Source organism: Siminovitchia fortis (genome assembly GCF_007681465.1).
Taxonomy (GTDB): domain Bacteria; phylum Bacillota; class Bacilli; order Bacillales; family Bacillaceae_C; genus Siminovitchia; species Siminovitchia fortis.
Map to the genome: position 1 here is coordinate 6814 of NZ_VEKZ01000011.1, position 18800 is coordinate 25613.

An 18800-nucleotide genomic window follows, 5' to 3' on the forward strand; every position below is an offset into this window, starting at 1 on the left:
TTCCTTTTTTTTCGGTCAATGGTAAAATCAATATGATCGTTCAAGTTATAATTATGCTTTTATAAACTATATTCCTTTTTTTTCGGTCAATGGTAAAATCAATATGATCGTTCAAGTTATAATTATGCTTTTATACTGGATTTTGCCATTGGGGGAATATGTATGAATAAAAAAGCATTTTGGATGGCTGTCATCACCATCATCATATGGTCATCGGGGTTTGCAGGGGTTCGGGCCAGCCTGCTTGGAGGTTACACCGCTGCTCACCTTGTTCTTCTCAGGTTTTTAATTGCCTCCGGAGTTTTTCTCTTATATGCCTTATGGCCCGGGGTACATATGCGTATTCCTCGAAAAAAAGACATTGCCAGGATCATATTTCTCGGATTGATGGGAATCAGTGTTTACCAAATTGGGCTTACGTTCGGGGTACAGACAGTTTCCGCCGGAACGGCCAGCATGATTGTCGGCTCTGCTCCCGTATTCACTTCCATTATAGCTATGATTGTCCTCAAAGAGAGGATGGACCTGCTGGGCTGGATTGGTATGGGCATTGGCTTTATTGGAATCGTGTTAATCACCATCGGATCATCGGGTGCATCATTTACCATTTCAAAAGGAACCATTTACATTTTAATCGCCACTATTGGCACTTCCATCTTTTTTGTCTTTCAAAAACCTTTATTGGAACGATATAATCCGATTGATTTGACGGCCTATTTTACTTGGGCAGGGACCCTGCCGTTGCTTATTTTCTTACCGGGATTATGGGAAAACATCCAGGGAGCGTCTACCGTTGCCCATATTTCCGCTCTATACGTCGGAATTTTCCCGGCTGCCATCGCTTACGCCACATGGGCCATTGCACTTTCAGCCGGCAATACAACGACGCTTTCAAGCATGCTGTACCTTGAGCCGGTCCTCGCCATTATGATTGCCTGGTTCTGGCTAAGCGAATGGCCGAGCTCACTGTCGCTGATCGGCGGCGCAATTGCCATCTCCAGCGTGTTTATAGTCAATTTTATCGGCAAAAAGAGATACATCAAAAAACACATGGGGCCAGGCCCTCTTTAATACAATAAAGAGGGCCTGCCCCCTATAGATCGATCTCCAAAGCAACCGGACAATGGTCGCTTCCCATTACATCACAATGAATATGTGCATCTTTCAGCCCGCCCTTGAACCTTTCAGATACTATAAAATAATCGATCCGCCAGCCGATATTCCTTTCCCTCACTTTGTTCATGTAGGACCACCAAGTGTAGGCCCCTTCCCTGTCCGGGTAAAAATGGCGGTAAGCATCAACAAAACCATTTTCCAGCAGCGCGGAAAACTTTCCCCGCTCCTCGTCCGTAAACCCCGAATTGCCCCTGTTTGACTTGTAATTTTTCAAATCGATATCTTGATGGGCCACATTCAGGTCCCCGCATAAAATAATAGGCTTTTTCCGGTCCAATTCTTTCAAATATGAAAGCATGCGGTCTTCCCATTCCAGACGATAGCCTAAACGCGCCAGATCCCTTTGGGCATTTGGCGTATATACATTCACCAAATAAAACTGGTCAAATTCCAGCGTAATAATCCGGCCTTCTTCTTCACAATCAGAATCCCCAACGCCATACATGACGGACAGCGGTTCATATTTTGTAAAAACTGCCGTTCCGGAGTAGCCTTTCTTGACCGCATAATTCCAATATTGGTGGTATCCTTCCAGCTCCAAATCTATTTGGCCTTCTTGGAGCTTCGTTTCCTGTATGCAAAAAATATCTGCATTCACTTGGTTGAAGTAATCCAGGAACCCCTTGCGTACGCATGCCCTAAGGCCATTCACGTTCCATGATACAATTTTCATCCGGTGACTTTCTCCCTTTGTCTATTATTCTATCCCCTATTGTGCCATTCTTTTTACCGGCAAACAAGCGCGTGAATCAGGGAAGGCCGGGATTCCGACAGGTTCCCGGCCTTTTATATTATTTCGCTTTTTTGATGGAATATTTTTTCATGCTCTCGACAACCTTGGCGTATTCCTCTTTTGATTTGACCGGAATCCCCTGCATTAACCTCATATGCTGGCTGCTCTCAAGCTTCTTTACATCAATTTGAAAAAATGACTGGATGACATCCGATTCTTCGGGCTTTCCGTTAAAAATGGACAATGTCCCGTCATTCGTAATACCGAAATAACCATTCATTTTTAATAAAGGTGAAATATCATCGACCTTCTTTTTAAAAATAAGGCGGTCTTCATCCATGTCGACCAGCTGCCACGACTCATACTTCGCCCAAAAGTCTTCCAATGCAAATACCAATTCTTTTACAACCTCTTCACTTTCCTCGCCATCCAAGTAAACCCTTTTCAAATGGACAGTCAGTTCCAGGGGCTGTTCAGCAACAGCAGGGGCCTCATTCGATAATTGCATTGCCTGTACTTGATCGTGTTCTTGAACAGCCTTGCCGACAAGTAAGCCGAGTAAAAGAATGAACACTAATGCGGCTCTCATCTGAGATCACCTCTACAGCCTATAGATTCTAAACATGGTTTTAGTGTGGCCTTTCTTTTACATGAATATCCATTAAAAAAAGCTTTTCCAAAAGATTTCACATCTTTTGGAAAAGCTTTTTTAGTTATGGTAGACGTCCTGGACGTCATCGTCGTCTTCGAGCATATCGATGAGTTTTTCCAACTTCTCCTGTTGTTCTTCGTCTAACTCAGCGTCTGTTTGCGGCACCATTGTAACTTCCGCTGTCGCAAATTCAAATCCCTCATTTTCGAGGCTTTCTTTTACAGCCATGAAATTTTCCGGCTCCGTATAAATTTCAAAAACTTCCTCACTTGTTTCCATATCTTCTGCACCGGCTTCAATGGCCTGAAGCAGCAATTCATCTTCATCGGCATCAAAGCCGCTTCTTTCGATCGCGAGATAGCCTTTCCGGTCGAACAGATAGGAAACGCAGCCGGATTCACCAAGGTTTCCCCCATTTTTCGTAAAAGCATGGCGGACGTTGGAAGCAGTCCGGTTTTTATTATCGGTCAGGCACGATACCATGACGGCTGCACCGCCGGGGCCGTACCCTTCATATATAATTTCTTCATAATGTTCCGCGTCCTGATTGCCGGCTGCTTTATCAATAGCCCTTTTAATGTTATCGTTAGGCATGTTTGCCGACTTTGCTTTTTCAATTACAAGACGAAGCCCAGGGTTCGTGTCCGGATCTCCTCCGCCGCTTTTTGCAGCTACATAAATTTCTTTGGCAAGTTTTTGGAATACTTTACCCCGCTTTGCATCTTGGGCATTTTTCCTGTTTTGAATGTTTTTCCACTTGGAATGTCCAGCCATTTGAAATCCTCCCTCTTACAAGCGCTTCTATCATATCATATATTGAAAAGGAGCGGGTTAGCAAATGAGAAAAATTCCAAGTGTTTAAGGCGGACCGCCTTCAATTTGATCAACGATCCATTTAGAGAATCCCATTCTTTTTTCGAATTGCCGGAATGTTATATCCTTCAGGTGCTTCCATTGTTTTTTCTGCCTCTTTTTATCATAACTGATGAAATAATTCCACTCTCTAAAAATATCAGCCGGATATAAAAGTGCAGCCAGGAAAGGAATGTCTTTTTTATATTGGCTGATGGCATCCCCTTCGGAAAACAGCCGAGGCGGCGACCAGCTGATTTCAGGCAATATACGGTTGCAATATTGGAGGATGTCAATCTGTTTGGGGCCGATGCTCGCAAGATCAAAATCAATCATACAAAGGCTGCCGTCGGCTTTCCGAATAAAATTATGATGGGCCAGGTCCCCATGCAATATACAGTGCGGTTCCATGGAGAAATAGTCTTTATGGGCCTGCATAATCTGAAGGGCACCCTCACCTAACAAAGTATATTTTTCCAAATAGGGATATACGGACAATTCTTTGAAAAAATCAGAGTTTCTTTTAAATCTTTCAAGTCTTTTCTCCCATTTATCCAATAAATTGAATGTAATCAATTTATCTTTCAGCCTGGGTACACATTTTGAGGAAATGGAATGATATCGGCATAAAAGTGCCAGGGCGTCTTTGCGGTTACCGGCGCTGTCATAATAAAACGGCTGATCGTTGAAAGGTTCAATATACTGTAAAATCCCGAGACACCTGCCTTCAAAATAACATGGCCCCTCCTCATGAATGCGGTGAAATTTATAGGTATTGTTGAATCCGTGCTCCCATAATGTCTTTATCAATAAAATTTGTTGATTCAATTTGCCGGGGTTAGGGAATTCTTTGATGATCCAGCTTTCTTTTGCGGATGATGCAATCCAAACCCCTTTTTTGATCATGGAAATTTTTTCGAAATTAATTCCAGTTCTTCTTTTGACATAAAGAAGGAGACGGGAATTGAGTCCGTCTCTCCTTTGATTAAATATTTTAGTCATCTTCTTCTTCTTCGTCAGCCCTTGGCATCATAGGGTAAGGGGCACCTTCTCCCATAGGCTGTTCGTAAAGAGGCTGCTGGCCATAGGTTCCGTATGGCATTCCCATTTGCTGCCCTTGCGGATAAGCCGGCGCCATCGGGTATCCTCCATAAGGCTGGGACCACCCCTGCATAGGCATCCCGGTATATGGCGGCGGATCATCTATTTCCTCTGCCATATGGGGATGATGGTGTCCATGGTGGTGGTGTCCATGATGATGGTGCCCATGGTGATGGTGGTGGTACTCCATTGATGATGAACTGGACGATTCATCTCCCCAGTGCTGTGGCATTACCCCATATTCTGCAGCCGGCATGACTGCTGGCATTTGGCTATACATCGGCATTTGGGGCATATACCCGCCCATTGGCATCTGCGGATATCCCATCATCCCCTGCACCTGGGGCATCATGGGATAAGGATAGCATGGATCGCAAACTGGCATCACCGGCGGCGGACAGCAATATTGTGGATACATCGGCGGACAACCTCCTTGTATAGGCATGGGCATGGGCATGGGCATTACTTCCATTTCAGGGACTTCCTCTTTTACTTCCACTTCTTTTTGCTGCTGCACCTGTGCTTGCATTTGATTCATATTCATCATATAGTAGTTGCTTATATCAATTTCAGGGAGCGGCTGCGGCATGACCGGCTGGTAGATTTTTTGCGGCACTTCTTTTTTTATGACTTCTTTTTTCACTTCCTTGTGAACTTTTGGGGGATGATGATGGTGCTCTTTTGGCATTTCTTTATGACCTCCGTGCGGCACATGGGGCTTTTGTTTTTTTACATGTGTCCCACTGGCCGGAACTTTTATTTTCATACCGGGCATGATCATATCCGGGTTTGACAATTGCGCGTTCATCTTTTTTAGCTCTTCGAAATCAACGCCATACTTTTTGGCGATTTTCCACAGAGTATCCCCCTTCTGCACGATGTGGATTTTCACTTGTTTCCCCTCCTCAGGCATGAGTCCATATAGTGTATGATTTATTGGGCAAATTGTTATTCATCTTCTCAAAAATACATATGAAAGTGGAAGTTTATTTATGCAGGAGAACAAATATGCTACTATTTAATAAAGAATTTGAACGGAGGACACAGGCGCATGAATAAAGAAAAAGAAAAGAAGCTGCTGGGAGAAGACAGAAGGGAATGGATCCTGAACTACTTAAAAAACAGCTCCGGTCCTGTCACTGGCACAGCCTTGGCTGAGAAGTCCAATGTGAGCCGCCAGGTGATTGTGGGAGACATCACTTTATTGAAAGCACGGAACGAGCCGATTATTGCCACAAGCCAGGGGTATTTATATATGCGGATCGGAAACCAAGGGCTCGCAGAAAGAATCATTGCCTGCCGGCATGACCGGAGCCAGGCGGAACAAGAGCTGAATATCATCGTTGACCATGGGGTGACGGTTAAGGATGTTACTGTGGAGCATCCCGTGTACGGGGATTTGACCGCTTCTATCATGGTTTCGAACAGAAAGGATGTCCAAGCTTTTTTGAAAAGTATCCGTAAAACGAATGCTTCCCTTCTGTTGGAATTGACTTCAGGTTTGCATTTGCATACTTTAACTGCACCCGATGAACAAATGATATTGAATGCGGAAAAAGCCCTTCATGAAGCCGGCATTTTGGCAGAGGAAAATTAAAAAGCGGGATCGCCTCCTGAAGAGGTGTCCCGCTTTTTATTGGTTTTTCGCTTTTCTACTGTCCAGCTCCGGCCGCCATCAGCTCAAGGTCGCTTCAGTCCAGCCAATGAAGTCTGAAAAACGACTTCACTGCCTGGACCTCCGACGGACAGGAAGTCCTAGTGCCACCGACGCCACAGGATGTGGCGCTTGGAGGCGGCCAGCGCTTGTCGCCGATGAACAGGCGGCCTTCGCTTTTCTCATTGTCCAGCGACGTACAGGATGTGCTAGTACAGGCGAAGCGACAGGACGTCGCTGCTTGAGCCTGCCTTCGTCGTTGTGTTTCCTTTATCTCGTCGGAGCCGCTCCAGTCTGTACGTCGATGGGCAGGCGCTTACGCTTTTCTATTTACCCTCCAGAACTAAGGACTTCCACTTTAGCAACAAATTCCAGTCTGCGGAATTTCGCAAGCAGTTCATCCATATCCACATTCATTTCAGTAATATCCAATGACAAGGTGACATTGGCCCTGCCTTGCAATGGGATTGTCTGGTGGATGGTCAGCACGTTGCATTTGGAGGACGCTACGATTCCAAGAAGCTTGGAGAGCGCTCCCGGCTTGTCTTCAAGGAAGAAAAACAGCGAAATGATTTTTTCCTTTACAACCGTATGGAATGGAAAAACCGTATCTTTATATTTATAAAATGCGCTTCGGCTCAAGTCGACTTGCTGTACCGCATCCCAAATGGATTCCGCCGAACCTTTTTCAAGCAATGCCTTTGCCTCCAAAGTTTTTTTCATTGCTTCCGGCAGCACATCTTCTCTCACCAAAAAAAACTTATGGTCAAATTCTCTTTTCCCCAAGGCACTCCCCTCCAAGCAAAGAAGACCTAATCGACAAACTCAAATTCAAAATCTAGCAATCGTACTGTGTCACCGTCTTTTGCCCCTCTTTCCCTAAGGGCGTCGTCTACTCCAAGTGATCTGAGCTGGCGTGCAAATCGGCGTACGGACTCTTCCCGCGAAAAGTCTGTCATTTTAAACAAGCGTTCCACCTTCGCCCCGCCGACTACGAAGCTTCCATCCGGATCACGTGTGATGGTAAATGGAACTTCCGCCTCTTCGTGCTTGTAAACCACACGGTTCACTGCTTTTTCTATATCACTCTCTTCATAAAGCGGGAATTCCGGTGTCTCTTCCAGCTTATCTGCTATGGCAAACAACAATTCCCTCAATCCCTGTCTTGTCAATGCCGAGATGGGATAAATGGGATAATCCTGCTGAAGTTTCGCCTTGAATTTCTCGAGATTGCCTTCTGCTTCCGGCATATCCATTTTATTGGCCACAATGATTTGAGGCCTCTCCATCAGGCGAAGATTGTATTCTTTCAGCTCTTCATTAATTGTCATAAAATCTTCATACGGGTCGCGGCCTTCAGCCGCTGACATGTCGATGACATGAACAATGACCCTTGTCCTTTCCACATGCCGGAGGAATTGATGTCCCAGGCCAACACCTTCATGCGCACCTTCAATCAATCCCGGCAAATCCGCGATAACAAAACTTCTGTCATCGTCCGTCTGGACAACGCCAAGGTTAGGCTTGATTGTTGTAAAATGATAGTCCGCAATTTTCGGCTTCGCCGCAGAGACGACAGAAAGAAGGGTTGATTTTCCGACGTTTGGAAATCCTACAAGCCCTACATCCGCCAGGAGCTTCAACTCAAGGACAATATTCCTCTCTTGGCCTGGCTCGCCATTTTCGGCTAATTCCGGTGCCGGATTTGCAGGTGTGGCAAAGCGGATATTCCCCCTGCCGCCCCGTCCGCCTTTCGCAATGACAGCTTTCTGTCCATTTTGAACCAAATCGGCGATGACTTCACCGGTCTGTTCATCTGTTACGACCGTTCCCGGCGGCACCTTGATGATCAGGTCATCAGCACCTTTTCCATGCTGGCCCTTGGACATGCCGTTTTCACCGCGCTGCGCCTTGAAATGACGCTGGTAGCGGAAATCCATCAACGTTCGCAGGCCTTCATCCACCATGAAAATGACGCTGGCGCCTTTTCCGCCGTCTCCACCCGCCGGACCGCCCATTGGCTCATATTTTTCACGCCTGAACGCTACCATGCCGTTTCCGCCATCGCCGCCTTTGACATAAACTTTTACTCGATCAACAAACATTTCTGACACTCCAATCTGCCAACTAACCGTTCACTTGAAAAATAACGCCTGGATCAGCCAATCGTTTTCCCCTACTTGGTCAAAAGTGACCTGATCAGGATATTGATCATGGCTCTGCAGCCAACTTTTCAGTTCCGTTTCATTTTCTATTATACCGTTGAACTCAAAAAGAAACCGTACCATTTCGTCTGTTGGTTCAATTTTTATAAATAAGCAATTTTCATAGAAGGGCAAAACAGCCTTATTCAGCTGTTCAAAAAAGCTGCCGGTCCATTCTGTAAGCAGGTCATCATTCAGGCGTATTTTTTTGGGCAATGTGACAAGTTCATACTCAACCTTGAAATGATATTCATTCCAATTATGTGTTAATAATTTTTCGGCGAACCGGGGGAGTTCGATATTGGAGAGCATCGCCTCCTGCTGCATTTCCATTACAATTTCATCCATGATCCGTTCCGCTTGCTCCGTTTTCCCCAATGAAATATTTCCTTTTATGAGCTGCAGTCTGTTTAACCAGTCATGGCGAGTATATTTTAACGTTTCAAGAATCGTCCAGTTTTTACTCATCCCTTTTCTCCTCAGTTAGACTTATTAACTATATATTATAACAAAATTACCACTACTGTATGGAGCAGGATGCTGCTTTTATGTATTCTGAACAAAAAAGCTCCAACCGGAATTTCGGTTAGAGCTTTATGTTTATTATGCTTCTTGAGCTTCTGGGTAGACACTCACTTTTTTCTTGCTGCGGCCGAACCGTTCGAAACGGACAACGCCGTCAACTTTTGCAAATAGCGTATCGTCTTTACCGATGCCCACGTTCTCACCAGGATGAACCTTTGTTCCGCGTTGGCGGTAAAGGATGGAACCGCCGGATACAAATTGGCCGTCCGCACGTTTCGCACCTAGACGCTTCGCTTCAGAATCCCTGCCGTTTTTAGTGGAACCTGCTCCTTTTTTGGATGCGAAAAATTGAAGATCCAATCTTAACATGTTGATTCACCCCCTGTTTTTAAAAGTAATGTTGATGTATTCTTTGTAATCACGTTCTATCGTTTGCAAAGATATGGCCATGGCTTCAAGGAGGAGCTGAACCCGTTCAGATGTATCCACCGGCAAATCCCCCGGAATCGTACAGGAAAGAAAACCGCTTTCTGTCTGTTCAATGTCTGGTGTAATTCCTGTCAGGCTGATGACTGCATTGATCGATCCGAAAGCTACGGCCGAGGCCCCGGCACAAACAATGTCCTGGCCTTTTTCCGCGAATTCTGCGTGACCGCTCATCGTAAAAGAAGTGATCTTCCCCTTGTCGTCTTGGCAAATCTCAACAAAAATCATGCTCTCAACCCATTAAGCGTTAATTTTTTCAATAACAAGCTTTGTGAAAGGCTGACGATGCCCTTGCTTTCTGCGATAGTTCTTTTTAGCCTTGTATTTGAAAACAACAAGTTTCTTTTGACGTCCTTGTTCTTCAACCTTGGCTGTTACGGTAGCTCCTTCAACGAATGGGCTTCCCACTTTAACGTTGTCGCCGCCAACGAAAAGAACTTTATCAAATGTGAATGTATCACCTTCAGCCGCATCTACCTTTTCCACATAGATAGCTTGGCCTTCTTCAACTTTGACTTGCTTTCCGCCAGTTTCAATGATTGCGTACATATGCCGCACCTCCTTATTGACTAAGACTCGCCGAAAACAGGTGTCTATCCGAAAGACAGAACTTGAACCCGATCCGTGCGGTTGTAGCACAGGTGCTACAAACTAACATTGCAATTCTATCACAGACGCTTCTGCAAGTCAACGACTGCTTTTAAATGCCCCTTAAGCACTTTAGCGTGCCGGGGGGCAGGCCCCTTTCAATCATTTGAAACAATTTCTTTCAAGCGGGCGTTCACCTGTTTTTTTGCAAAGTAAACGTGCAGCATTTCATTTTCGTCCATTGAGCGGATGCTGTCCACATGGATCAAATGCTTGCAGTCGCGCTGGAATTTTTCCATCGCCTGATAGATGAAATCAGTCCCTCTCGCTTCAATGACTTCAAGCCTCTTAATGCCCGATTGCTTGCCGTAATACCTTTCAAGCAAAAACCTCATGAATGCATACCTGACCTGCTTCCATTCCAGCCAGAGACTCAAGTATAAAAAAAGCACAATAATCCATAAATGCAGATTGAACGGCGCGATTATGATCATAATAAGGTGAATGGCAGTTAACATAATCACCGAGCTGATCAGTGTCTTTTTCATTGCATGCAAAAAAGGGGTCCTTGCCGATAAAAGTAGATAAAGGAATTTGCCGCCATCCAGCGGCCAAACCGGCAGCAGATTAAATAAAAAAATCATCAAATTGAATTTATGGAACAGGAGCGCAGACTCCATTGTAATCAATCCGGCCGTTTCCAATAGGAAAGCGCCGGCCGCGAGCCAAATATGCTGAAGCGGCCCTGCTGCCACGATGATCAGCTCTTCAATAATCGGACGGTTGCCGTGTTCATCGACCTCACATGTACCTCCGAAGGGAAGTATCAAAATCCACTTGATTTTCCAGGAGAAAAACCGTGCCGCCGCTGCATGTCCAAGCTCATGTATAAAAACAATCAAAAATAATATGGAGAGCTCCCAAAAATAACCTGTCAAAATCGCAATGCCTGCTACAACCCAAAAAAGAGGATGGATCCTGACTTTACCCAGAAGCCGCCCATATTTAATCAAGATTCATCACCTGAATCGGATCGACAAATTCATCCTCTTTTTTAATCGCAAAATAGTATTCACCATAATTTTCATCTTCATTAGGGGATACTGTTCCAATCACTTGCCCTCCCTTGACATGCTCATGCGGCTTTACCTCAGCTTGGCCCATCTTTCCATACCAGGACTCGGTATGATCGCTATGCTGGATGATGACCGTTTGGCCGATATCCTCTTTTTTACCTGAAAAAATGACCACGCCGTCCGCAGCCGCTTTCACTTCGGCTGCACTTTCAGTCTGAAACATGACCCCTCTTCCATCATGTGAGAAGCCTTCCGATATCTTCGCTCCTACAGGCAAAGCGTAATCACCTTCTTGACCAAGCTGGATGCCCTCGTCCTTTCTTTCATTTGGAAAAAGGACGAGCGGTTTGCCGAATTGATTTTCATACCAATTTGCAACTGCAGCGAATTGAAACTCCTTTCCCATCGCTTTCTTGACGATGGAACGTGCATCGTCAAATGCGGGAGAAGATGATTGAAAAAGTATGCCAACAATCAAAATGAGTGCAATGGACGAGAGCAGCTTTAACATAAATATTTCTTTACGCCATAAAGGGTGCAGGGTTGTTTTCGGTTCATAAATATTCCGGTCATCATCCGAAAAATAATCAGGAACATCATACATGTATTCATTGGGCTTTTCCATTATCCTGCCGCTTGCCCGCCTTCTTTTGGCAATCCGCTTTCTTATTTTGTTGGCCCGATGGCTCATTATCCACCAGCTCCCTTGACTAAGTTTCTACTAACGTATGACTTGTCCGTGATGAATATGACGTAGAAAGCGGATGGTGCTGAGCCGGATTTGTTTCAAGGCACGCAGCAAGCAAAAATATAAAAGGAAGTTTTTGCAGTATCCCGTCAAAAACTTCCTTTTCAAAAAAATCTATGTAAATGTATCAGAATAATCACTGCTTCAACGCCCGCAAGAGCAAGCTTCGCATGCCTGCTGCGTTAAGGTTCCGTGAATGTTTTTTGAAGAACTCCGACGCGTTACGACCGCACACCGAAAAACTGTTTGATCCGTGCAAACATTCCCGTTTTTTCCTCATCCAATGATTGAAGCGGTACGGATTCACCCAGTATTCTTCTGCCTATGTTCCGATAGGCTATGGATGCTTTGCTGTTCGGATTAAGGGCGATCGGCTCGCCTTGGTTGGAAGATTTTATGACTTCTTCATCATCCTGGACAATCCCCAATAAATCGATGGACAAATGCTGGGTAATTTCATCTACGTCCAGCACTTCCCCTTCTTTCATCATCCTGCTCCTGATTCTGTTGATGATCAATTTAGGCGGCTCGATGTGTTCTTCTTTTTCAAGAAGGCCGATAATTCTGTCGGCATCCCTTACAGCGGATATTTCCGGTGTTGTCACGACTATTGCTTTATCGGCGCCCGCCACCGCATTTTTAAATCCCTGCTCAATACCTGCTGGGCAATCAATTAATACATAATCGTAATCTTGTTTCAGATCGGAAACAAGATTTTTCATCTGCTCCGGGCTTACAGCTGTTTTATCGCTAGTCTGAGCCGCCGGGAGGAGAAAAAGTTTATCTTCAAATCTTTTATCCTTGACGATCGCTTGATGAGGCTTGCATCTTTCTTCCACTACATCGACGAGATCGTAAATGATCCGATTTTCCAGGCCCAGTACTACATCCAAATTGCGGAGTCCGATATCCGTATCTATCAAACAGACTTTTTTGCCCTGCAAGGCAAGCGCTGTACCGAGATTTGCGGAGGTGGTAGTTTTTCCGACCCCTCCCTTGCCGGAAGTTATGACGATCGCCTCACCCATAATAATGTCCCCCTTTGAATCTAGTAATATTCGGCCTTAGAGTTTTTAGCACTTGAAGCCTGTCAATGATTATCTGATCGTTGTTATCAATATAGGCACATTCCATTTGATGGTGCTCCTCCTGGTCATAATGATCAGGGGCACGGCTGATGCAATCAGAGATCCGTAGCTGTGAAGGGGTCATGAAGGAAGCGACGATGACGGCCTCATTTCGCCCAAAATAACCGGCGTGTGCAATTCCCTTTAACGCCCCCATGATAAAAATATTTCCCCCGGCTCTTACAGTTCCGCCGGGATTAACATCCCCCACAAGCAGCAAGTCGCCCGCAACCTCCAAAACCTGGCCGGATCTTATAATCGCGGCAACAGACGTCACCTCTTGGCTTTCTGCCATCTTCCGGGCATCTTCTTTTGTGATGACATCACTTTCTATTTCTTCGACGATCAGATTTTTCTTTTGGCGGATCAGCTCTTTCAACTCTTCCTCCTGCCCGGCCGTCAAATAGCGGTAACCTGTCAGGACCCGGACCGAAATAAGCTGACTTTCCTCTGAACCTTGCAATTCAGAGAGTTTTTCCTCCAGCTCTGATAAAATCTCATCATATGAGCATCGATCATTCAATTGGAGCGAAAGGCCGCTTTTCGTGCCTTTTATCATCACGTTTTGTGTTTTCATGTCAAGCGGGCACCATACAGATCGCAGAGGAATGCCCTATTTCTCCTTTCAAAGACAAACATCACTTTAACAGTGCAAAAAGAAAGCTTCATTTTCTCTATTTTCGACAAACGGCATCAATTTTCCTCTTTTGGAAAATTTTTTACATGCCTGCTGTACTATTCTGAAAGCAGTTCTTTCTTTCTGTTTTGCAGCCATCTGGAAAGAGGAAAGAAAATGATTAAATAGAAAATAAGGTTCAAAATCAAAGTCGGTATCAGGCGGTTATATAAAAATTGACCCGCTGTCATTTTGACATCGAATAAAAGTATATTCAGGCCGTATACAAGGGCCTCTGTCAAAGCGACGATGACCAGGACGGCCAACCCTAATGCCAGTACATTGATTTGCAACACTTTCATCATTTTGGAAGCCGCATAAACAGCGATGGGAAAAAGAAACAAATAAACCCCGATTACGCCCGTATAATATATATCGAATAACAAGCCGAAGATTGCAGCATAAATCAAGGTCACATTCCGGAAATAGTAGATTCCCATCATTACCAGAACGACTAAAAGAAAGCGGGGAACCATGATCCGGTTATCCAAGAATGAAAATGACGGAAGAAATTCAACGAATAGGCTTTCTCCGTAAAAACAAAAGACAGTGATAAGAGGAAGAATAAACCGTTTCATCATTCCTCACCCTTATCTTCCGCACTCGGCATTGAACGGGCTGCCACCATCACATGCTCGAAATCATAGAAATCGGCCGACGGCTTCACATAGGCTGTCTGGGTTAGGCCAAACTGATCAAGGGTAAGCTCTTCGACCTTACCTATATCAAGCCCTTTGGGAAAAATCCCTCCCAAACCGGATGTAACTACACTTTGGCCGGGTTTCAATTTCGCCTCATCAATGGGCAAATCCTTCATAAGGAGCATTTTCTTCTCTTTATCATAGCCGTCAATCAATCCGTAAACGGATTTTTTCCCTTTAATTTGAATTTCAGCTGCCACACGATATCTCGCATTATCGGAACTTAGCAATTCAATGGTTGATGTCATTTCTGACGTACTGACTACTTTCCCTATTAAACCTTTTGCTGTGATCACAGCCATATCAGGCTTAATTCCGCTCTTTTTCCCTTTGTCGATAATGATCTGCTCGTACCAGCGGTCAGGCGCCCTTCCGATGACTGTTCCCTGAATAGGAGTGAATTGTCTTAAATCTTCTTTTTTTTCTAAAGTTTCCCTAAGCTCATTATTATCTTTTTTCAAATCCGCTATTTCTTTTTCAAGCTTTGCAAGTCCCTCTAAGCGGGCCTTTAATTTTTTATTCTCTGTATATGTATTTTGCAAATCATCAATATTCTCGAAGAACGCAGCAAATTTATGGGCTGGCTTCGCTGCAAGTGATTGGCCAAAACCTACAATATCCTTCACAAACTGTTCAGGACGGGAAATATTTTCTCTCTCCCTTAAGGAAAAACCAATTAGTGAAACGAGAATAATGATTCCGATCAGCAAGATGATGAGACGCTTGTTAAGAAAGAAATTCGGCATCATATCCACCTCTAACTTCTAATTGCCTGCCGGCTTCCGGCAACATGGAAAAGCAGAGCACCGCTTGGCAAGCGGCCTCTTGCTTTTTACAATCCGATTACTAAGCCCGGTCTTTGAACATATCGATGTGGTCAAGCGCTTTTCCTGTACCGATTGCAACACAATCAAGCGGTTCTTCAGCAATAAGTACAGGCATTTTGGTCTCATCACTGATTACATTATCCAGGTTTCGGAGCAATGCACCACCGCCTGCCAACACGATCCCTCTGTCCATAATGTCAGCTGCCAGTTCAGGAGGAGTGTTTTCAAGTGTATTTTTCACAGCGTCAATAATGGAATAGACGGTGTCATGCAATGCAGCAGAAATTTCTTCAGCGGTGATTTCAATCGTTTTTGGAAGCCCTGTTAACAAGTCGCGTCCCCGTATTTCCATATTTTCGATTCCATCGGTTTCACCGGCAGAGCCGATCTCCACCTTGATCGTTTCTGCCGTTCTTTCCCCGATCAGCAGATTGTAGGTTTTGCGGATGTAGTTGACGATAGATTCGTCAAAGTTGTCCCCGGCAATACGGATGGAGTTGCTTGCGACAATGCCTCCAAGGGAAATGACAGCCACTTCTGTTGTTCCGCCTCCGATATCCACAACCATGCTGCCTGTTGGTTCCCAAACTGGAAGGTTCGCCCCGATGGCCGCGGCAAACGGCTCTTCAATAGGATAAGCATCGCGCGCTCCCGCTTCCCTTGTAGCATCCAGGACCGCCCTTTGCTCAACGGCAGTGATTCCGGAAGGCACACAGACCATCACGTAAGGCTTTCCGCTGAATGAGCCTTTCGCTTTGACGGCTTGTTTAATGAAATACTTCATCATGGTAGCGGTTGTTTCGTAATCCGCGATGACTCCGTCCCTCATTGGGCGCATGGCAACAATATTACCGGGTGTACGCCCGATCATATTTTTGGCATCATTGCCGACCGCAACGATTTTCTTTGTATCCGTGTTGATGGCCACTACAGATGGTTCACGTAAAACGATCCCTTTTCCTTTTACAAATACAAGGGTATTGGCTGTACCCAGGTCAATTCCTAAATCTTTTGTACCGAATCCAAACATGATATGTATCTCCCTTTCTAACCCCATTGCATTTCTATTTTTAACGCTTTAAAAAGAAATAAGCCTGGAAATATTGGTAATATCCGTGTTTACTCGACAAAAATCACAAGACTTATTATATCTTATCGCCCCTAAAAATCATAGTGTCACATCAATCCTTTTTCTTTCATGCTGACATATTTATTATCGCCGATGATCAAATGGTCGAGGATTTCGATTCCCATGATTTTTCCGCATTCGACAAGTCTTTTTGTCACTTCAATATCTTCCCTGGATGGTGATGGATCTCCGGATGGATGATTGTGTAAGCAAATGATGGATGCAGCAGACCTGCGAAAGGCTTCCTTGAAAACTTCACGTGGATGGACTATGGAAGCGTTCAAGCTCCCGATAAAAATGGTTTGCCTGTGGAGGACCTGATTCTTTGTACTCAGGTAGAGGCATACGAAGTGCTCCTGTGTTAAAAATCTCATATCGTTCATGACATAATTGGCCCCGTCTTCGGGACTTCGGATAATATAGCGGTCATCATATGATAGATTGCTGATCCGCCTGCCAAGCTCAACGGCAGCGGCTATTTGAACGGCTTTGGCCTTTCCGATGCCTTTTAAACTCATGACCTCTTCCAAAGCCGCTTCCTTCAGCCATAACAAGCCGCCAAATTGTGTCAGCAGCCTGTTTGCCAATTGTAGTGCGGATTCGGATCTCGTTCCTGTCCTGAGCAATATGGCAAGGAGCTCATGGTTGGAAAGACTGACTGCCCCATGGTTGACAAGCCTTTCCCTTGGCCTTTCCTCAGCCGGAAAGTCCCTTATCATCAATGTATCTGATTTACTCATTGCTTCCTCCCTTTTCAATATAATTGCGGAAAGCCCATGTGTTTCAAGACCCGGCAGAGACGGCCGATCGGAAGCCCGACAACCGAATAATAATCACCGTGTATAGATTTTACCAGCAGGCCGCCCTGTCCCTGGATGCCGTATCCTCCTGCTTTATCAAAAGGTTCTCCGCTATCCAGATACCATTCAATTTCTTCGTTGGATAATTCCCAAAACGTCACATCGGTCTTTTCATAAAAGGTTCTGACAGACTCTCCATAAACGACGGAAACCCCTGTATAGACGGAATGGGTACAGCCTGACAAACCCAAAAGCATTTTCCTGGCAGATTCCCTGTCAGCCGGCTTCCCAAGCACTTTCTCTTTGTGGGCCACAACAGTGTCAGATCCGATGACATACGAATCCGGATATTGATCTGCAGCTTTCTTGGCTTTTCTTTGGGCCAATATGGAAACAATTTCACTTGGTGTTAGATTCTTGTCGACTGATTCATCTGCATTTGGTGAATAGATGGTAAAAGGGATGGATAACTTTTCCAGAAGCTCTTTCCGACGGGGTGATGAAGAAGCCAAAACGAGGTTGGGCATGTAACAAATCCTGCCTTTCTGATCAAATGGGAGATACAACTCCATCGTATCAAATCAGCCGCAAATAAACAACTGCCCAGATAAAGAGCAGGGCAAATCCCTATATGGGTTGCCCTGCTTTTTCTTGTGTGAATTACTATGCTTTTTTGATTGTTGCACTTCAAAAGAGACCCGTTAGCTTTAAACAGAGGACCCCTTGGATGCATCATAATATACTTTTAAAAACGTCAACAGGGACTGCTGCGCTTTTGCCAGGCTTTCCCGGTTTTGGGAGGCGGAATAAGCACCGAGCTGCTTGATGGTATCTTCCAATTGGTTTCTTAAGTCAACCGCAACTTTTTGTTGGATATTTTTCTCTTCATAATTTTTGATTGTTTTTTCTGTATCCTGCAATGCCTGTTCATTTATTTGGCCGCTGAAGCGGGCATCGGCCGTCTCTTTAGCAAGGACTGCGAAAAGTTTCGGTGCTTCCTTCATCCATTCAGCCTCTGTTTTTGTTTCAACTTTTATCTGATTTTCGGGAATAATAAATTCCTTTGCATACACATCTATTCCCTGGGCTTTATAATCATCCGCCAAAGTTTTTGCCGATGCCAGATCTTCTGAAATTCCGATGAATAAAAACTGTTGTTCGTCTACATTCAGTGAAATAGTCGGCAAACCCTTGCTTGTGAATTGCCCGGAGAAGTTTTCCGCAGCCTCTTCAGTAGAAAAAACACCACCCTGGATGACGGCTGCAGATAATCCCGGCATAGTTGCCATCAAAGCCGCTCCCTGTTCTTTGCCGCTGTTAGGTGCGACAGCCGGCGCCGCATCCGTCAATGTAGTGCCGTTTTCCGGATTTACCGTAAGCTTCAATACAAACAAGCCGAATCCCAGGCCAATCGCCACTGCCAATATACTCGATATTAAAAATCCGGTTTTGTTAGGCGAAAACTTTTTTTTAAAATACTTCGGTATGTTGATTTTCGGACTACTCTCCTGGTCTTTGGGTTCTGGGATACTTTGTACGGGCTGGAACTCCGGAACTTCCGGAATGTTTTTTTCCGGTAAAACCCACTCAAATTCATCATTTTCAAGCCTCTCTTCGGCGGCTGCAGTTTCCTTTTTGGCTTTGCTCCAGTCCTTGATGACGACTTCCTCGTTTAATGGCTGCTCTTTGCCATTGATTTTAATTTTCATATCTTTTTTGGCCTGCCTTTTTTTACGTGCCATATC

At 44.8% G+C, this 18800-nt stretch carries 23 protein-coding genes, 1 pseudogene and 1 other annotated feature; of the genes and pseudogenes, 3 read left to right on the forward strand and 21 right to left on the reverse strand.

Annotation, left to right across the window (positions count from 1 at the left end; all coding sequences use genetic code 11):
• The first annotated feature begins 162 nt into the window (after positions 1–162).
• Positions 163–1071: a DMT family transporter gene (locus tag FS666_RS05665; protein WP_144461381.1), complete on the forward strand. Its 909-nt coding sequence runs from the start codon at positions 163–165 to the stop codon at positions 1069–1071.
• A 22-nt stretch (positions 1072–1093) separates the two neighbouring features.
• On the opposite strand, the gene FS666_RS05670 is transcribed toward FS666_RS05665, so the two are convergent.
• The 5 genes and pseudogenes from FS666_RS05670 to safA form a co-directional block, all read right to left on the reverse strand.
• Positions 1094–1849 carry an exodeoxyribonuclease III gene (locus tag FS666_RS05670; RefSeq protein WP_144461380.1) on the reverse strand — a complete coding sequence of 252 codons (756 nt, stop codon included), beginning with the start codon at positions 1847–1849 and terminating at the stop codon, positions 1094–1096.
• Positions 1850–1967: 118 nt separating this feature from the next.
• Complete coding sequence (locus FS666_RS05675; protein ID WP_144461379.1) at positions 1968–2498, reverse strand: BofC C-terminal domain-containing protein; 531 nt, start codon at positions 2496–2498, stop codon at positions 1968–1970.
• A gap of 120 nt (positions 2499–2618) precedes the next feature.
• Positions 2619–3335, reverse strand: coding sequence for a YebC/PmpR family DNA-binding transcriptional regulator (locus FS666_RS05680; RefSeq protein ID WP_144461378.1), 717 nt, complete (start codon positions 3333–3335; stop codon positions 2619–2621).
• Positions 3336–3419: 84 nt separating this feature from the next.
• Positions 3420–4415: a phosphotransferase gene (locus FS666_RS05685; RefSeq protein WP_120072754.1), complete on the reverse strand. Its 996-nt coding sequence runs from the start codon at positions 4413–4415 to the stop codon at positions 3420–3422.
• 837 nt (positions 4416–5252) lie between these two features.
• Positions 5253–5406 (reverse strand): annotated as a pseudogene (gene safA / locus FS666_RS20715) (SafA/ExsA family spore coat assembly protein); the annotation flags it as partial.
• Positions 5407–5565: 159 nt separating this feature from the next.
• On the opposite strand from safA, the gene FS666_RS05695 reads away from it, so the two are divergent.
• Both FS666_RS05695 and FS666_RS19695 read left to right on the forward strand, forming a co-directional pair.
• Positions 5566–6111, forward strand: a complete 546-nt coding sequence (locus FS666_RS05695) for a transcription repressor NadR (protein WP_120072740.1) — start codon at positions 5566–5568, stop codon at positions 6109–6111.
• A 161-nt stretch (positions 6112–6272) separates the two neighbouring features.
• Complete coding sequence (locus FS666_RS19695; RefSeq protein ID WP_164876334.1) at positions 6273–6413, forward strand: hypothetical protein; 141 nt, start codon at positions 6273–6275, stop codon at positions 6411–6413.
• Positions 6414–6498: 85 nt separating this feature from the next.
• On the opposite strand, the gene FS666_RS05700 is transcribed toward FS666_RS19695, so the two are convergent.
• From FS666_RS05700 to FS666_RS05775, 16 genes are all read right to left on the reverse strand, one after another.
• Positions 6499–6954 (reverse strand): transcriptional regulator ThrR, encoded by a 456-nt coding sequence (locus tag FS666_RS05700; RefSeq protein ID WP_120072738.1) that lies wholly within the window; start codon positions 6952–6954, stop codon positions 6499–6501.
• A 26-nt stretch (positions 6955–6980) separates the two neighbouring features.
• Positions 6981–8273, reverse strand: a complete 1293-nt coding sequence (gene obgE, locus FS666_RS05705; RefSeq protein WP_144461376.1) for a GTPase ObgE — start codon at positions 8271–8273, stop codon at positions 6981–6983.
• Positions 8274–8303: 30 nt separating this feature from the next.
• On the reverse strand, positions 8304–8840 hold the full coding sequence (locus tag FS666_RS05710) for a Spo0B C-terminal domain-containing protein (protein WP_144461375.1): 537 nt from the start codon (positions 8838–8840) through the stop codon (positions 8304–8306).
• Between the two features lie 135 nt (positions 8841–8975).
• Positions 8976–9266: a 50S ribosomal protein L27 gene (gene rpmA, locus FS666_RS05715; RefSeq protein ID WP_018708263.1), complete on the reverse strand. Its 291-nt coding sequence runs from the start codon at positions 9264–9266 to the stop codon at positions 8976–8978.
• Between the two features lie 6 nt (positions 9267–9272).
• Positions 9273–9611, reverse strand: coding sequence for a ribosomal-processing cysteine protease Prp (locus FS666_RS05720; RefSeq protein WP_144461374.1), 339 nt, complete (start codon positions 9609–9611; stop codon positions 9273–9275).
• A 12-nt stretch (positions 9612–9623) separates the two neighbouring features.
• The gene (gene rplU / locus FS666_RS05725; RefSeq protein WP_120072730.1) at positions 9624–9932 is read right to left on the reverse strand and encodes a 50S ribosomal protein L21; all 309 of its coding nucleotides are present in this window, start codon (positions 9930–9932) and stop codon (positions 9624–9626) included.
• Between the two features lie 13 nt (positions 9933–9945).
• Positions 9946–10025, reverse strand: a sequence feature (ribosomal protein L21 leader region).
• 104 nt (positions 10026–10129) lie between these two features.
• Positions 10130–10984 carry a M50 family metallopeptidase gene (locus FS666_RS05730; RefSeq protein WP_144461373.1) on the reverse strand — a complete coding sequence of 285 codons (855 nt, stop codon included), beginning with the start codon at positions 10982–10984 and terminating at the stop codon, positions 10130–10132.
• Complete coding sequence (locus FS666_RS05735; RefSeq protein WP_244943854.1) at positions 10977–11738, reverse strand: M23 family metallopeptidase; 762 nt, start codon at positions 11736–11738, stop codon at positions 10977–10979. Before FS666_RS05735 ends, FS666_RS05730 begins: the two co-directional genes overlap by 8 nt.
• A 278-nt stretch (positions 11739–12016) precedes the next feature.
• Complete coding sequence (gene minD, locus FS666_RS05740; RefSeq protein WP_144461371.1) at positions 12017–12823, reverse strand: septum site-determining protein MinD; 807 nt, start codon at positions 12821–12823, stop codon at positions 12017–12019.
• Positions 12816–13499 (reverse strand): septum site-determining protein MinC, encoded by a 684-nt coding sequence (gene minC, locus FS666_RS05745; RefSeq protein WP_120072722.1) that lies wholly within the window; start codon positions 13497–13499, stop codon positions 12816–12818. The genes minD and minC overlap by 8 nt, the downstream gene beginning before the upstream one ends.
• Before the next feature lie 158 nt (positions 13500–13657).
• Positions 13658–14176 (reverse strand): rod shape-determining protein MreD, encoded by a 519-nt coding sequence (gene mreD, locus FS666_RS05750; RefSeq protein ID WP_144461386.1) that lies wholly within the window; start codon positions 14174–14176, stop codon positions 13658–13660.
• Complete coding sequence (gene mreC, locus FS666_RS05755) at positions 14176–15045, reverse strand: rod shape-determining protein MreC (protein WP_120072718.1); 870 nt, start codon at positions 15043–15045, stop codon at positions 14176–14178. The genes mreD and mreC overlap by 1 nt, the downstream gene beginning before the upstream one ends.
• Before the next feature lie 100 nt (positions 15046–15145).
• Positions 15146–16156 (reverse strand): rod shape-determining protein, encoded by a 1011-nt coding sequence (locus FS666_RS05760; protein WP_144461370.1) that lies wholly within the window; start codon positions 16154–16156, stop codon positions 15146–15148.
• 146 nt (positions 16157–16302) lie between these two features.
• Positions 16303–16995: a RadC family protein gene (gene radC / locus FS666_RS05765; RefSeq protein ID WP_120072714.1), complete on the reverse strand. Its 693-nt coding sequence runs from the start codon at positions 16993–16995 to the stop codon at positions 16303–16305.
• Positions 16996–17009: 14 nt separating this feature from the next.
• The gene (locus FS666_RS05770) at positions 17010–17582 is read right to left on the reverse strand and encodes a Maf family protein (RefSeq protein WP_144461369.1); all 573 of its coding nucleotides are present in this window, start codon (positions 17580–17582) and stop codon (positions 17010–17012) included.
• A 180-nt stretch (positions 17583–17762) separates the two neighbouring features.
• A complete protein-coding gene (locus FS666_RS05775) occupies positions 17763–18797 on the reverse strand; it encodes a hypothetical protein (RefSeq protein WP_144461368.1) in 1035 nt (344 codons plus the stop codon).
• Positions 18798–18800 lie beyond the last annotated feature (3 nt).

Excerpts from the sequence above, each read along its gene's own strand:
- FS666_RS05665 (WP_144461381.1), top strand. The coding sequence starts at position 163 with ATGAATAAAAAAGCATTTTGGATGGCTGTCATCACCATCATCATATGG.
- FS666_RS05670 (WP_144461380.1), bottom strand. The coding sequence starts at position 1,849 with ATGAAAATTGTATCATGGAACGTGAATGGCCTTAGGGCATGCGTACGC.
- FS666_RS05675 (WP_144461379.1), bottom strand. The coding sequence starts at position 2,498 with ATGAGAGCCGCATTAGTGTTCATTCTTTTACTCGGCTTACTTGTCGGC.
- FS666_RS05680 (WP_144461378.1), bottom strand. The coding sequence starts at position 3,335 with ATGGCTGGACATTCCAAGTGGAAAAACATTCAAAACAGGAAAAATGCC.
- FS666_RS05685 (WP_120072754.1), bottom strand. The coding sequence starts at position 4,415 with ATGACTAAAATATTTAATCAAAGGAGAGACGGACTCAATTCCCGTCTC.
- FS666_RS05695 (WP_120072740.1), top strand. The coding sequence starts at position 5,566 with ATGAATAAAGAAAAAGAAAAGAAGCTGCTGGGAGAAGACAGAAGGGAA.
- obgE (WP_144461376.1), bottom strand. The coding sequence starts at position 8,273 with ATGTTTGTTGATCGAGTAAAAGTTTATGTCAAAGGCGGCGATGGCGGA.
- FS666_RS05710 (WP_144461375.1), bottom strand. The coding sequence starts at position 8,840 with ATGAGTAAAAACTGGACGATTCTTGAAACGTTAAAATATACTCGCCAT.
- rpmA (WP_018708263.1), bottom strand. The coding sequence starts at position 9,266 with ATGTTAAGATTGGATCTTCAATTTTTCGCATCCAAAAAAGGAGCAGGT.
- FS666_RS05720 (WP_144461374.1), bottom strand. The coding sequence starts at position 9,611 with ATGATTTTTGTTGAGATTTGCCAAGACGACAAGGGGAAGATCACTTCT.
- rplU (WP_120072730.1), bottom strand. The coding sequence starts at position 9,932 with ATGTACGCAATCATTGAAACTGGCGGAAAGCAAGTCAAAGTTGAAGAA.
- FS666_RS05735 (WP_244943854.1), bottom strand. The coding sequence starts at position 11,738 with ATGAGCCATCGGGCCAACAAAATAAGAAAGCGGATTGCCAAAAGAAGG.
- minD (WP_144461371.1), bottom strand. The coding sequence starts at position 12,823 with ATGGGTGAGGCGATCGTCATAACTTCCGGCAAGGGAGGGGTCGGAAAA.
- minC (WP_120072722.1), bottom strand. The coding sequence starts at position 13,499 with ATGAAAACACAAAACGTGATGATAAAAGGCACGAAAAGCGGCCTTTCG.
- mreD (WP_144461386.1), bottom strand. The coding sequence starts at position 14,176 with ATGAAACGGTTTATTCTTCCTCTTATCACTGTCTTTTGTTTTTACGGA.
- mreC (WP_120072718.1), bottom strand. The coding sequence starts at position 15,045 with ATGCCGAATTTCTTTCTTAACAAGCGTCTCATCATCTTGCTGATCGGA.
- FS666_RS05760 (WP_144461370.1), bottom strand. The coding sequence starts at position 16,156 with ATGTTTGGATTCGGTACAAAAGATTTAGGAATTGACCTGGGTACAGCC.
- radC (WP_120072714.1), bottom strand. The coding sequence starts at position 16,995 with ATGAGTAAATCAGATACATTGATGATAAGGGACTTTCCGGCTGAGGAA.
- FS666_RS05770 (WP_144461369.1), bottom strand. The coding sequence starts at position 17,582 with ATGCCCAACCTCGTTTTGGCTTCTTCATCACCCCGTCGGAAAGAGCTT.
- FS666_RS05775 (WP_144461368.1), bottom strand. The coding sequence starts at position 18,797 with ATGGCACGTAAAAAAAGGCAGGCCAAAAAAGATATGAAAATTAAAATC.